The organism is Alcaligenes sp. (genome assembly GCF_050255915.1).
GTDB lineage: Bacteria > Pseudomonadota > Gammaproteobacteria > Burkholderiales > Burkholderiaceae_B > Alcaligenes > Alcaligenes aquatilis.
Genome location: NZ_JBFWIQ010000015.1, coordinates 91,259 through 104,036 on the forward strand (window position 1 = coordinate 91,259; position 12,778 = coordinate 104,036).

At 55.4% G+C, this 12,778-nt stretch carries 13 protein-coding genes; 3 read left to right on the top strand and 10 right to left on the bottom strand.

Annotated features, from left to right (window positions below):
• Nucleotides 1–30 precede the first annotated feature (30 nt).
• On the top strand, nucleotides 31–441 hold the full coding sequence (locus tag AB7E06_RS16820; RefSeq protein ID WP_230018976.1) for a hypothetical protein: 411 nt from the start codon (nucleotides 31–33) through the stop codon (nucleotides 439–441).
• Nucleotides 442–651, top strand: coding sequence for a helix-turn-helix transcriptional regulator (locus tag AB7E06_RS16825; RefSeq protein WP_094195553.1), 210 nt, complete (start codon nucleotides 442–444; stop codon nucleotides 649–651).
• Nucleotides 652–798: 147 nt separating this feature from the next.
• Here AB7E06_RS16825 and AB7E06_RS16830 read toward each other — a convergent pair whose 3' ends face one another.
• Nucleotides 799–1,572 carry an SDR family oxidoreductase gene (locus tag AB7E06_RS16830; protein WP_045930809.1) on the bottom strand — a complete coding sequence of 258 codons (774 nt, stop codon included), beginning with the start codon at nucleotides 1,570–1,572 and terminating at the stop codon, nucleotides 799–801.
• Between the two features lie 193 nt (nucleotides 1,573–1,765).
• Here AB7E06_RS16830 and AB7E06_RS16835 point away from each other — a divergent pair, with 193 nt between their 5' ends.
• A complete protein-coding gene (locus AB7E06_RS16835) occupies nucleotides 1,766–2,665 on the top strand; it encodes a LysR family transcriptional regulator (RefSeq protein ID WP_094195555.1) in 900 nt (299 codons plus the stop codon).
• Nucleotides 2,666–2,693: 28 nt separating this feature from the next.
• Here the strand turns inward: AB7E06_RS16835 and AB7E06_RS16840 are convergent, their stop codons facing one another.
• The 9 genes from AB7E06_RS16840 to AB7E06_RS16880 form a co-directional block, all read right to left on the bottom strand.
• Nucleotides 2,694–3,833, bottom strand: a complete 1,140-nt coding sequence (locus AB7E06_RS16840; protein WP_427957800.1) for a calcium:proton antiporter — start codon at nucleotides 3,831–3,833, stop codon at nucleotides 2,694–2,696.
• A gap of 311 nt (nucleotides 3,834–4,144) precedes the next feature.
• Nucleotides 4,145–5,023, bottom strand: a complete 879-nt coding sequence (locus tag AB7E06_RS16845; protein WP_094198250.1) for a response regulator transcription factor — start codon at nucleotides 5,021–5,023, stop codon at nucleotides 4,145–4,147.
• Nucleotides 5,024–5,715: 692 nt separating this feature from the next.
• A complete protein-coding gene (locus tag AB7E06_RS16850) occupies nucleotides 5,716–6,324 on the bottom strand; it encodes a 2-hydroxychromene-2-carboxylate isomerase (RefSeq protein WP_427957802.1) in 609 nt (202 codons plus the stop codon).
• A complete protein-coding gene (locus AB7E06_RS16855; RefSeq protein ID WP_094195558.1) occupies nucleotides 6,321–7,649 on the bottom strand; it encodes an MFS transporter in 1,329 nt (442 codons plus the stop codon). Before AB7E06_RS16855 ends, AB7E06_RS16850 begins: the two co-directional genes overlap by 4 nt.
• Nucleotides 7,650–7,688: 39 nt before the next feature.
• Nucleotides 7,689–8,474, bottom strand: a complete 786-nt coding sequence (locus AB7E06_RS16860; protein ID WP_427957805.1) for an aldolase — start codon at nucleotides 8,472–8,474, stop codon at nucleotides 7,689–7,691.
• Between the two features lie 376 nt (nucleotides 8,475–8,850).
• Nucleotides 8,851–10,260 (bottom strand): GNAT family N-acetyltransferase, encoded by a 1,410-nt coding sequence (locus tag AB7E06_RS16865; protein ID WP_427957807.1) that lies wholly within the window; start codon nucleotides 10,258–10,260, stop codon nucleotides 8,851–8,853.
• Nucleotides 10,261–10,631: 371 nt separating this feature from the next.
• Nucleotides 10,632–11,801, bottom strand: coding sequence for a YncE family protein (locus AB7E06_RS16870; protein WP_230018986.1), 1,170 nt, complete (start codon nucleotides 11,799–11,801; stop codon nucleotides 10,632–10,634).
• 128 nt (nucleotides 11,802–11,929) lie between these two features.
• The gene (locus AB7E06_RS16875; RefSeq protein ID WP_427957809.1) at nucleotides 11,930–12,403 is read right to left on the bottom strand and encodes a nucleoside deaminase; all 474 of its coding nucleotides are present in this window, start codon (nucleotides 12,401–12,403) and stop codon (nucleotides 11,930–11,932) included.
• Nucleotides 12,404–12,578: 175 nt separating this feature from the next.
• Nucleotides 12,579–12,778: IS3 family transposase (locus AB7E06_RS16880; RefSeq protein ID WP_427957811.1), on the bottom strand; the 200-nt coding region annotated here is incomplete at its 5' end.

Below are 12,778 nucleotides of genomic sequence, written 5' to 3' on the forward strand. Positions count from 1 at the left end.
CAGGTTTACTTTACATTCAGGTGCTCAAACATGCTCACCAACAGCAATTCCTCTTCTGCGCCATCAGCAGGCCGCCGCTATCTGATTCGCACTTTGCTCTTTATGGGCGTGTATATCCTGGTCAATGCCTTGACCATTGTGGGGCTGTTCGACAGCCTGCTTGGTCGACCTGTTGGCTGGCTGATTGCCATTGCCGTCGCCTTGCCGGTTGCCGGACAAGTGTGGGCCACCTTGGGTTTGATGGCGCAAAGCGATGAGTTCGTGCGGGTGATTGTGGCCAAGTGCTTTGTGCTGGCTTCGGGAGCGACACTGACCTTGTGGACAGCCTGGGGTTTTGGGGAAACCTATGCCGCTGCGCCTCATATTCCCGCTTGGTTGATTTACCCCTTCTTTTGGGCTGTGTTTGCCCTGGTTTCACCCTTTGTCCGGACTAGCGATTAAATGAAAAACCGATTGCGTGTATTGCGGGCTGAAGCGAATTGGACGCAGGCCGATTTGGCAGAGCGCTTGGGCGTGTCCCGGCAGGCGGTCAATGCGCTGGAAACGGGTAAACATGCACCGTCCCTGGATCTGGCCTTCAAGATCAGTGCTGTGTTCGGGCAGACCGTAGAAGAGATTTTCGAGAATCCGTATCGGGGACCTCGGGCCTAATCGGGGATGACGGCCTGGAAGGCACACTTGCCTGCTAATTCCTTTTTGGAGTCAGCAGGCAAGTGTCGAAAGAGCGCCATTATTCCAATCTGAAGCAGTGATCTTGCGGACTTGATGCAAGCATTGCCTTGTCTGCTTCTTATTGGCTTATTTGGTGGTGTAGCCACCGTTGATCAGAATAGTCTGGCCGGTAATCCACCAGCCGTCGCTGACCAGATGACGAATAAAGGGCACGACATCTTCAATGTCTGTCAGTCCGGTCTTGGAGTAGGGGGACAGCGCGGCAGCCGTCTTGTGATAGGCCACAGCGTCCTCGCCCTCGGCGGGGTAGAAAAAGGGCGTATCCATAGGGCCAGGGCCCACTGCCGTGACGGAAATACCGCGTGCGCCATATTCTTTGGCGGCGGCGCGAGTGTAGTGTTCTACCGGCGCTTTGGTGCCCGCATACGCGGCGTAAAACGGGGTGAAGGCCCCCAACAGGGACGTCACCAGGGTGCAGACTTTGCCATTGTCCTGTACGTGCTTGCCGGCTTCTTTAAGGAAGAAAAAAGCGGTTTTGGAGTTGATGTCGCTCATCTCCTCGTACTCGGCTTCGCTGACCTCGGTCAGTGATTTTTTCAGTACCTTGCCGACCGTGTTGATGGCAATATCGGGGCGGCCAATGGAGGCGACGGTATCGCTAAACAGCTTTTCCATGGCACTGGCCGAACGCAAGTCGGCCTGGAAGGCGACGGCTTGTGCGCCAGCGGCCTGGATGGCTTTGACAGTGGCTTCGGCATCCGCTTTGGAGCTGTCGCTGTTGTAGTGAATGGCAATGGCGCGCGCCCCTTGTTCTGCCAGGTCGCGGGCGATCAGGCCACCCAGATTCTTTGCTCCGCCTGCAATCAGAACGGTTTTACCTTTGATGCTGTGCTTTGCCATGATGACTCCTTGTTAGTGTGGGCTGCGGGCTGCAAGCCGTTTCGTTTTTCCATGATATAAGTCGATGAAATTGTTTAAATCATCCAGTTCTGACATCATTTGTCTGAAAAAACGAACAATCAGCATCGCTGCTTGAGCAGACTGAGGCTGGCGATTCGCCCTGCGTTTTGCTGCTGCTTATCTGGAGAAGGCCATGGACCGCATTGACCTGTTTCGCATCTTTACGCGGGTCGTGGAGTGTGCCAATTTCACCCGCGCGGCCGATACCTTGGGTATGCCGCGCTCTTCGGTGTCGATGGCCATTCAGGAGCTGGAGGGCCGAGTTGGTGCTCGCTTGCTCAATCGCACCACGCGCAAAGTGACTGTCACGCAAGATGGCGCGGCGTTTTATGAACGTTGCCTGCGCGTGATTGCCGATGTGCAGGAAACCGAGAACCTGTTTCGCCAAGCCAGTGTCGGGCCAATAGGCACGATCAAGGTGGATGTGCCCGCGCGGGTAGGCCGCTTGATTGTGGCGCCTGCCTTGCCGCAGTTTCTGGAGCGCTATCCGCATGTCCATGTGCATTTGGGCGTGACTGACCGCGAGGTGAATTTGATCGAGGAGCAGGTGGATTGCGTGCTGCGGGTGGGCGCCTTAGGCGATTCGGGCTTGATCGCCAGAAAAATGGGCAGCCTGCCTTTGATCAATGTAGCCAGTCCCGCTTATCTTGCCCGTTATGGTATGCCTCAGACGCCTGCGGATCTGGAGAACCATCAAATGGTGCGCTACGCCTCGCCCACCAGTGAGCGCGTCGCCCCTTGGGAATGGATGGAGCAGGACAAGCGGCAGGTGTTGGACTTACCAGGTCGCGTGACCGTGAATAATGCCGAAGCGTATATCGCTTGTTGTTTGTCCGGTTTGGGGTTGATCCAGATTCCTGCCTATGACGTGCAGGCACACCTGCAGGCAGGTGAATTGCTGGAGGTGTTGCCGGAGCATCGCGCTGCCCCTATGCCTATGTCTTTGTTGTACTTGCATCGCCAGCACTTGTCGCGCCGTTTTCAGGTGTTTGCGGATTGGTTGGAAACCTTGCTGCGCGACTGTGCGTTGTAGCGCAGAGTCACGCAGCAAGGCAAAGCAGTTAGGGGTAAAACAGCAGCAGCCCAAACACCACGAAAACCATCAGGTGCAGATAACCCTGAATGGGGGAGGTTCGCTTGCCGCTAAAGCTCAAGATGCTGAGCAGGGCAGTGATCAGAAACAGAACGGTTTCTGTATTGCTGATGCCCATGATCACCTGTTTGCCGGTAATCAGGCCAATCATCAACACCACTGGCACCGTTAGTCCTACGGTAGAGACAAAGGCGCCCAGGCACAGGTTGATGGCCCGTTGCATCTCATTGTTCATCGCCGCCTTGATGGCGGTAATGGACTCGGGGGTGAACACGATAATCGCGATCAGTACACCGCCGACGGCGACGGGGGCGCCCGAGGCAGCGATACCGTAGTCCGTCACGATAGCCAGATCGTGGGCCAGCAAGACGATAGGCAGGATCAGGGCGATCAGCACCAGGCTGCGTATCAGCATGGCGCGGGTCGCCTGAGGATCGCGTGGTGTGGGTGCCTTATCTTTAGCGCTCTGCACCACCTGATTGGGTTGTACATAGTCATGGCGGTGACTGCCCATTTGCAGATACAGAAAGATGGCATAAATCAGCCCCGTCAGCACTGAAATGCCGATGGCTTGGGTTGTGCTGAACTCGCCTGCATTGCGGGTGTAGTTGGGCAGAATCAGGCCCACACTGGTCAGCAGCACAATCATGGACAAGTAGGTGTGGGTGCCTTGGCGGTTGAACTCCTGATCGCCATTGCGCGCGGCGCCGGCAATCAGACAAAGGCCCGTAATCAGGTTCAGGATGATCATCATCACGGCATAGATCGAGTCCCGACCAATGCTGGGGAAGTCCCCTGGTCCCAGCAGTACCGAAGCAATCAGGATGACTTCGATCAGCACAATGGACAGAGTCAGAATCAGGGTGCCGTAAGGCTCGCCCAGTTGATGGGCCAGGTGGTCTGCTTCACGCACCACCCCAAAGGAGGCGGCCAGAATGGTCACAAACAGGGCCAGAAAGACGATGGCCGCGGTGGTGCCGTTCAAAGAATCTCCCAGCCATTGCCCGCCAAAAATCATGAACAGGACAACCATAGACCAGGAACCGAGCAGACGCAGCCAGGTGACAGGGGTAATGAGTTCAGGAGAGGGAGATGCAGGGTAGGCCATTGTGAATGCTCCGCTAAAAGCTAGGGCCGTCCCTGTGCTGAAAAAGCAGATCCAGGTCGTCCCGGATCTGTTTTGAATTGAACAATTCAAGTAGCCACGATTTTATCACCTGGGCTTCAAGTGGCAACTACGGTTCGTTCGTAAGCGGCCCTTTGTGGTTTGGAGCCGTATTCCTGCTCGTCCGGCCACGATGAAGGTGTGAAGGGCAAGGGCCTTTATCCTCTTTCAGGCGTTGTCAGCCAGCGGTTTTATTTTTCTGATGGAGTTTTGGGGCAAGCCTGCTGTGGGAATGATTCTTTTCCTGTTGCTCGCTACGGTGGACACCAGCCCGATGAAAAAACAGGTGGCCCCATGGAGCGCATACACGGTTTGTTATCCGTATAGGGTTTGTTCCTTTCAATAGCTTGTCGAAACTTTCCAGGGGCTACACCCGCATAGGTTTTGAATGCGGTAGAGAAATTGGCCGGGCTGGAGAATCCTAAGTCAGTCGCAATGACGTCAATTTTCAAGGCTGTGGTTCTTAGCAAGTACTCGGCCCGATACATACGTTGCAATCGGATGTAGCTACTGACGCTCAAGCCAAAATTACGTTGAAATATATTCATGATTTTGCGCCGTGAAATCTTGAACATATCGCACAGTTCTTTTTGGCTGGGTGGAGAGCCCAGGTTGGCCTCTATCGTTTTCTGAATGGCATGGATCAGCATGCTGGTTTCAGCGGTCGTGCTGGGCTGCGGGCTTTGCACCTTGCCTGAAACCATGGCTGGCCATATTTTTTTTGGGCAACGCAAAGGCACGTTGATACGCTCTTTGACCTCGTCGACGGCGTATGGATTGCCAATGTAGTCCACCGCCCCTGCTTTTAAAAAAGTGACGCATTCCTCACTGCTGCCGTCCATGCGCGAATCCAGAATGATGAGGGGGATTTGGGCTGTGGCTTTTAATCCTTGGAGCATATGGGTTAAGGACAAAGCATCTATCCCTGTCAATTGCTTATCCACCAGGATAAGTTCCGGCAGGGTTAATTGGGCCTTGGTATATCCTTGCACTCCGTCAGCAGCAACAGAAACTCGAAACGCACCAGCCAGCAGCGCCTGAAGAAGTTGTTCGTGCTGTCGAGTGTTATTGGAGATCAGCAGAATCCTGATTTTTTGATCTGGCTGATACTTTATAGTGGCGTATTTGTTCAATATAAAGCCCCGCGCCCTTCTTCTGATGAAGACGGCTACCTTTACTGACATTGCTCAAGTAGCCAATTTCCTCAGAATACAGACTCAATGAATAGATAAAATCTATCGATATGATTCGTACGGCAGACATAACATTCTGTATTAGTGGGAAAAGTAAATTTTCAAAATTGCTCATTGCATTTCATTTTTGGCAGGCGGCATGCCGAAAGCCCGAAACCCGTGCCGTAAGCAGGACCTAAAAAGTCCAATATCCGGAATGCTACGCTGGCGTATCGGTGAATTTTCCTGATAGGAAAAGGCGTGATTCTACGGCTTTTACCTCTGAACAAAAGACCATGTCCAGATAGGTTTGCCGTGGTTTTGCCCGCATTAGTGTGCATCTGGACAGATGTTGTCGGGGAAGTGTGTGAAGCTCTTTTTATGATGACTCGCAGGTGCAGGAAGCACGGCCCGAGGCAAGGCGTTTATTTGCCGTTTTTTTGTTGGATTTTGATCTAGTTTGGGCGTTCAGTTTTTACAGATTGTTATGCTTGTTAGAGCGAGTTTGGTATAGGGCGGTTAAATCATTTTGGTGGGCCCGGGGCAGGGCCTGAGCCGGTTGACGAAGCAAAAAACAAGAAGGGCGGGACAAGGTTTATTTCCCTTGTCCCGCCCTTGCTTTCACCATACCCAGGCTTGGTGTGTAGCCTGGCTCAAGCTGGTGCAGGGTGTCCGGTGATGGCCTGGTCCAGCATGTCCAGCCTGTCCTGACCCCAGAACAGCTCACCCTGGTACACATAGGAGGGTGAACCGAAGACACCGGCTGCAATGGCCTCTTCGGTGTGGGCTTGATACTGCGCTTGCATCAGCGGTGCTTGTTCAAGCCAGTAGTCTGCATCTAATTGGTGAGCTTGCAAAATCCCGGCCAGTAGCACGGGATCGGCAATATTCTGATCCTCGCACCATTGCGCTCGCAAAATGGCTTTGTACAAATCCCGCACTGGCAAGCCAGCCTGGTTGATGGCGATCACCAGGAGGGAGGCCAGCGTGGCGTCTGGGCACATGAAGCGTGGTGTGGGATTGACGTGTAGGTCCAGCTTGCGACACCAGCGCTGCAACTCTGTAATGCGATAAGCCTGTCGTTCGGGCGAGCGCTGTCCTAGTAGAACACCGCCCGTACGGGCATAGACCTGAGGCAGGTCCACAGGTTTGTAGTGGATCGGCACGCCCTGTTGGCGGGCAATCGCCTCCAGCTGGTCGGCCCCCAGGTAAGCCCAGTCTGAATTCATCCAGAAGTAGTAGTGAATGCCGGGCCTGTTCATGTGCGTACCTTTGGGCTGGATAAGGCGGGAAGGGAGAAATGCGTCGGCCCGTGCATGAACCAGGTACTGGCAAAGGCGATCAGACCCAGCACGCTGAGATACCAGACGATGTAGTCGGGTTGGCCATCGCCATAGGCCAGCAAGGAGGTGGCCACCAAGGGAGCCAGGCCGCCACCGATGGCACCGGATACCTGCACGGCAATGGAGATGCCGCTGTAGCGCACTTCAGGTGGAAATTGCGTGGAGAACAGGCCACCTTGCGGGCCATACAGTGCGGCGTAGACCAGGCCAATCGCAATCACCAAAGCCAGGGTAATGGTGTTGGAGTCCAGGCTTCCCAACATGGAAAAGAAGGTGGACGAGAACGCCAGCATGCAGACCGTGCCGGCCATGAATACCCATTTGAAGCCGATCCTGTCTCCCAGTACGCCAAACAAAGGCATGGTGAACAGGGCGGCAAATGCTCCCCAGACGGTCGCATCGAGCATCACGCCGCGATCAACTCCCAAGGTGGTGGTGGCATAGGCCAGGGCAAAGGTCACTACGGTGTAGAACCAGGTCACTTCAGCTAGACGGCCCCCCACGACCAGCAGGACTTCACGTGGATAATGACGCAGGACTTCCAGGGCGGGAATCGCCACTTGTTTGCCTTTCTTGCTCATCTGCTCGAAGTCAGGTGACTCGGCCACTTTGGCGCGTATCCACCAGCCCACCAGCAGCAAGACAACACTGGCCAGAAAGGGGAGACGCCAGCCCCAGGAGAGCATGTCTTCTTCAGGCAAGCTGGCGACCGCTCCCATGGCCAGAGAAGACAGGATCAGGCCGGGGGCAACGCCTGTTTGTGGCAAGCTGCCGAAAAAGCCTTTCTTGCCTTCCGGGGCATGTTCAACCGCCATGAGCACGGCGCCGCCCCATTCGCCGCCTACTGCAATGCCTTGCAGAAAACGCATCAGGACCAGCAGAACGGCGGCCCAATAGCCAATGCTTTCATAAGAGGGGATCAGGCCGATCAGGATAGTGGGAATCCCCATTAGAAAGAGCGTGATCAACAACATGGATTTTCGGCCCAGCTTGTCACCGAAATGGCCGAAAACAAATCCTCCCAAGGGACGGGCAAAAAAGCCCACGGAGTAGGTGGCAAAGGCCGCCAGTGTGCCCGTAATCGGGTCAAAGGCGGGGAAAAAGATCTTGTTGAAAATTAGTGCGGCAGCGGTGCCGTACAGGAAAAAGTCATACCACTCTATGGTGGTTCCCATCATGCTGGCCAGGCCAGCGGTAACGTACTGGCGCGACGAACGCGCCTGTCCATGATTAGGCATCGTCATAGCGACCTCCTGGTGGAAGCGGGGTGTTGAGTGTGGGCGTCAGCGAGTTTTAGTTAAGGGCGCAATGCCTTGGGTCTGACGGGCCCAGTAATCAAAGGTCGCGTTCACAATGGAGGGCTTGAGCAGGTAGTCGTGCGCTTCGGCCGCCAGGGTGTCGTCCACGGGGGTAAGCGGGCCAAAGGCCGCCTGTGCGCGCACTTGCAGGCGTGCAGCACGCTCCAGATACACGGACAGATACGTGGCTTCCTGACAGCTTTGGCCTGCGGTCAGATAACCGTGGTGGGCCAGGATAATGGCCCGCTTGTCGCCCAGAGCTTTGGAAATGATGACGCCTTCCTGGTCGGCAATGGGGACACCTGGCCATTCGCCCAAAAAGGCACAGTCATTGTGCAGGGGAGTCATGTCCATTTGCGAAATCACCAAAGGCTGACGGGCGGTGGCCAGCACGGTAGCCCAGGGCGAGTGCGTGTGGATGATGGAGTTGACGTCCGGGCGAGCCTCATAGACCCACAAATGAAAGCGGGTGGCCGGGTTGGCCATGCCTTGGCCGCTCAGGGTATTTAAGTCGCGGTCAACTTCAATGAAGTCTTCAGGGGTGGCTTCGTCAAAACCCAGACCAAAGCGCAAGGTCCAGTAGGCACCAGGGCGTTCGGAACGGACACTGATCTGGCCTGCCAGACCGGCCTCCTGCTCGGTCATGGCCAGGATGCGACAGGCAAATGCCATGGTTTCGCGGGTGTCGCGTTGTACGTGCTGCAGATGAGAGGCCATCTCTTTGGTGGCACGTTCATCAAAATAGGATTTGTCTCTGAGTGGGGTATCCATGTGATTTGTCTCCTTTGGTATGCCTCGTCGATCCTTGTGCCGACGATGGGATTCATTGTCTTGATTTAAATCAATAGGAGCTATGTTCGGTGGCTCATAGCTCCTATTCCATTTGCTTGCAAGACGGTGTCACCCATGCAAACCCGGCTCGAGTGCCGGGCTAGGAGACAATCGGGGCCGGGTTCAGCTTTGGCGCCAGCGAGAGCGTTCGCGACGTCGAGAGCGGGACCAGGGATGTTGCACCTTATGCGGTTGTGGCCGGGGATCAGGTGGATGACGTGTGTCATGGTTTTCCACGGGATTGGAGTCCGGCTTGGGCGAGTCTAGAAAGACACTAGTGGCACAATCGCAGTCGATGTACATGGACAGTCCTTTGTCAACGTAAAGAAAGGGGAGGTGGTAGCGAGGCACTGTTCTGGGCCTGGGTGCCTCCCGAGAAAAATGAGTTGTAGCTGTCTTGCAGGGCATGCAGGATCAGTTCGGGGTAGTTGTCTTGCTCGGCGGGCAGTTGCGATTGCAGCCGTGCCAGATGCTCGTTGTCCTGCTGGTCACCCCACTGTTTGTGATAGTGACCATGCTGATAGCCGCGTAGCTGACGCAAGCGGTTCAAGGCGTTTTTGCCCGCGTAGGAGTGGTAGAGCGTGTCCAGCGTCAGACCACTGAGGCGGACCAGTTGAACAAAACCGCTGAAGTCGAACTGACGTGTCTGCAGCACCCGCAAAGCAAAGTGTTCCAGCGCCGTCATGAGGGTTGCAGAGTCGCTGGCGCTTGCAGGGGCCTGCTCAAGCTGATCCAGTGCGGTGGCGGCCTCTTGCTCGCGCAGCAGGTCGTTGGCGCGCAATACATCGCACAGACCAAAATGCAGGATGTCGATAAGCTCCAGCTGTAGTTGCGGCAGATTGCGTTCGCGGTGTTGCCACCACTTCCAATCCAGGTAGTTGGCCAGCTCTGCACACTCCAGCCAGATCGCCCGGTAGTAGTCCTGTTTTGCCACTCGCCAGTTAGGGTCGATCAGGTGATTCAGCTCGGTTTGCAGGGCCAGCATCTGCTTCAGGCGGCGGGCCCCAGAGCCGGCTGGGATAATCGTCCCTTGTTGCCCGAGGCGGTGCTTTTGACGGCCTTGTTCATCAAAGTTCTCGGGTGCCAGCCAAGCCTGGAAATTTGCTTTCAGGGCAGGCCATTCTGTGTCGGTAATCGAGAACCAGGCTGTATCGCGTGAGCGCCCTTTGTAGACAATCGCTTGGCGGAAAATGCCTTCATAACGAAAGCCCAGTCGTCGTGCAGCCGCTTGTGAAGGAGCATTGTGCGTATCGCACTTCCATTCGTAGCGGCGGTAGCCCAAGCCGTCAATGGCATAGGCCATCAATAGATAGTGGGCTTCGGTGGCCATGCGGGTTTGCTTCAGAGCGGGCGACCAGGCTACAAAACCCACTTCAATGCAGCCGTTTTGCGGGTCAATCCGCATCAGGGACAAGGTGCCCAATGCCCGCCCTGTGGCTTGTTCTACGACGGCGTAATGCACGGCGTTGTCGGCCTGACTGATGGTATGCAGATGCTGATCGAATTGCCCACGGCTGGTAAAGGGCCCTACGGACAAGTAGGTCCAGTCACGGCCATCGTTGGCGCTGCTGTAGGCCTCGTACAGGCTCTCGCCGTGTTGCTCCGGGTTCACTGCTTCCAGTCGGCAGTACTTACCGTGCAAAACACAGCGGGTGGGTCGCGGGCGGGCTTGCCAATGAGGGAGCGAGGGGCCAATAGGCTGGTGATAATCGTTCAACTGAACCATGAGATGTCTTCAATAGAAAACGCTCCTGAAATGCCAGTTCGTGGCACATCGGGAGGCGGGAAAGGGGAGGGTGGGGCTGGGGGACAACAGGTGTTGTGCTAGGCCACTAATTGATTCTATTGAGCAAGTGGCCGGTTACAGCAATCCGCTTTTTTGCTTGCTCCCAGACCACATTGAGAAGATGGCCGTGAAACGTGACGGAGCCGGCCCTGGCGGGTCTTGGCGTTGGATTTGAACGGCAGACACAACTATCCTGAGCGCTAAGCACAGATGCCGTAGCGTCGGTTGGGCAGACCAAAGTGGCAGGCATCAAAAAAGCCGAGCTACCTGGTGGGTAGTCTCGGCTTGGGTCCAGGCTTGACGCCAGAGGCTTAGAGCTGGTTGAGGTTCAGACGCAGAACGCTGTCTTTGGCACCTTTCAGGTAGTGCGGGCTCTTGTCACCGTGAGGAATCTTGATGGTGACAAAAGCGGTCTGGCCGTCAGCGCTCAGCGTCACGCTGTTGGGGTGTACAGGAGCGCTAATGCGGTGTTTCACAGCCAGGGTGTTGGCATCCAGAATGGTTATCGAGCCGGTACCGGCAGGCGTTTGACGATCCACGCCACGGTTGGTGGCGATCAGCTCTTTACGGGCATCGTTGTACACGATATCCAGCAGCCCCAGGCCGACTTCAACCGTGTTTTCCACTTTGCCGGAGGTGGTGTCGAATACGTAAATCTTGCCGGTGTTGGCGTCAGCTCCAAACAGTTTCTTGCCATCTGCGCTCAGGGTGATGTTCACGAAGAAGTGACGGGAATCTTCCCGCTTGTCGCTTTTCGCATCGCCTGTCGTGAAGCGCTGTTCGATAGTGCCTGTAGCCGGGTTGATGACCGCAATTTCATCCTTGCCGCCGTGGCCCACGAACAGGCGTTTGGTGTTGGCATCGTAGGCAGCGCCGGCAGGCCACAGGCCAACGTTGTCGATATTGTGCAGGATGCGGCCTTGGGCACCGTCCACAATCCATACGCGGCCACCTTCAGAGGGGTTGGTCACGAAGATGCGGTTGTCCTGTTCGTCAATCACGACTTTACGGGTGTGTTCCCAGCCGTCCTTGCCTTCTTTCTGGCCCAGTTGAATCAGTTGCTTGACGGTGCCGTTCAGGCTGTTGATCGCCAGCAGCGAGCCGTCCAGAGTGTTACCCACGTACAGAGTGTGAGTTTTCTGGTTCAGGCCCAGTGCGAAAGCACGGCGTGGCAACTGGATGCGCTGCGACTCACGCAGAGTGTCCTGGTCCAGAACATGCAGAAAGCCGGCCGCACGGTCTTCAAACAAGGGGGTGGCGGCAACGAATAATTGCTTGCTGTCCTTGGCGGCCAGAATTTCGTAGGCACCCTCAATGGTGTCCTGACGGAAAGTGACTTGTGCTTGAGGGGCAGTTGCATTGAAAGACGATGTTTGGCCCACTTGTTGCGATTGCGGTGCGGTCTGGCATGCGCTGAGCAGCAAGGCCCCCATTACGGAGGCAACAATCATTTTTAAAGAGGCAGGGCGGGACGCAATCATGTATTTCCTTTGGGATTCAATAAATGAGAATCGTTACTATAACTGCTCTGTTTTATAAACTTTTCTGACCTGCCTGTCTATGTAAATACGTAGAACCCTGCTTGATCGCAGGGTTTTGAATGACGTTTTCAGTCTTGCTTGGAGCCTTGTCCAAAACGGGCTTGCCAGGCTTCATACACTTGGCGTTTTTCAGGTAAAGGCAGGTGTTCCATTTTCACGCCCTGCTTGCCAAAATCCTGCTGCATTTTTTTGTAGAAGGATTCGGTGGACCAGCCAAAGGGTTCGCCTTGTTCGTCGTCGGCGCAATACACTACACGCTCTACGCCTGAGGCGATCATGGCGGCCATACACATGGGGCAGGGGATGCCACTGGCATACATGGTGCTGCCTGCATGGTGACTGCTTTTTACCGCCTGGCTGGCGTGGCGCAGTGCCTGGATCTCGGCATGGGCGGTCGGGTCGTGGGCGAGGTAGGTCTCATTGACCCCTTCGGCCAGAACCTGGCCGTCACGCACCAGCACGGCACCAAAAGGCTGGCCGCCACGGGCGACATTCTCTGCTGCAATCTGGATCGAGCGCAGCAGATAGTGTTTATCGTTCATGTTTTTCTCCTGTAGAGAAGCAGGGTTGGAATGAGCCTTGAAACCAGAGTCTGTGTTTGTGCCTTGTGGCAGGCCTGCGGGTGCAGGTGGCATAAGGGGGGGTTCTGGTTGGGCGTGTTGGTAATGCAAAACAGCCGCTGACGGTGAACTGCCCCCATAAAGTTGGACAGTTAAATTAGATGAGCAAGGCCTGATTTCGGTATTGCACCGGGCTCAGGCCTTTTAGCTTTGTTCTGATGCGTTCGTGGTTGTAATAGTGGATATATTGACGGATGCCCGTCTGCAGTTGCTCAATGCTCTCGAAGTGGTTCAGGTAGAAGAACTCAGACTTTAGCGTGCCGAAGAAGCTTTCCATCGCAGCATTGTCCAGGCAGT

Coding starts and splice junctions, on each gene's coding strand:
- AB7E06_RS16860 (WP_427957805.1), bottom strand. CDS start 8,474: ATGGATACCCCACTCAGAGACAAATCCTATTTTGATGAACGTGCCACC.
- AB7E06_RS16825 (WP_094195553.1), top strand. CDS start 442: ATGAAAAACCGATTGCGTGTATTGCGGGCTGAAGCGAATTGGACGCAG.
- AB7E06_RS16855 (WP_094195558.1), bottom strand. CDS start 7,649: ATGACGATGCCTAATCATGGACAGGCGCGTTCGTCGCGCCAGTACGTT.
- AB7E06_RS16820 (WP_230018976.1), top strand. CDS start 31: ATGCTCACCAACAGCAATTCCTCTTCTGCGCCATCAGCAGGCCGCCGC.
- AB7E06_RS16840 (WP_427957800.1), bottom strand. CDS start 3,833: ATGGCCTACCCTGCATCTCCCTCTCCTGAACTCATTACCCCTGTCACC.
- AB7E06_RS16875 (WP_427957809.1), bottom strand. CDS start 12,403: ATGAACGATAAACACTATCTGCTGCGCTCGATCCAGATTGCAGCAGAG.
- AB7E06_RS16870 (WP_230018986.1), bottom strand. CDS start 11,801: ATGATTGCGTCCCGCCCTGCCTCTTTAAAAATGATTGTTGCCTCCGTA.
- AB7E06_RS16865 (WP_427957807.1), bottom strand. CDS start 10,260: ATGGTTCAGTTGAACGATTATCACCAGCCTATTGGCCCCTCGCTCCCT.
- AB7E06_RS16835 (WP_094195555.1), top strand. CDS start 1,766: ATGGACCGCATTGACCTGTTTCGCATCTTTACGCGGGTCGTGGAGTGT.
- AB7E06_RS16850 (WP_427957802.1), bottom strand. CDS start 6,324: ATGAACAGGCCCGGCATTCACTACTACTTCTGGATGAATTCAGACTGG.
- AB7E06_RS16830 (WP_045930809.1), bottom strand. CDS start 1,572: ATGGCAAAGCACAGCATCAAAGGTAAAACCGTTCTGATTGCAGGCGGA.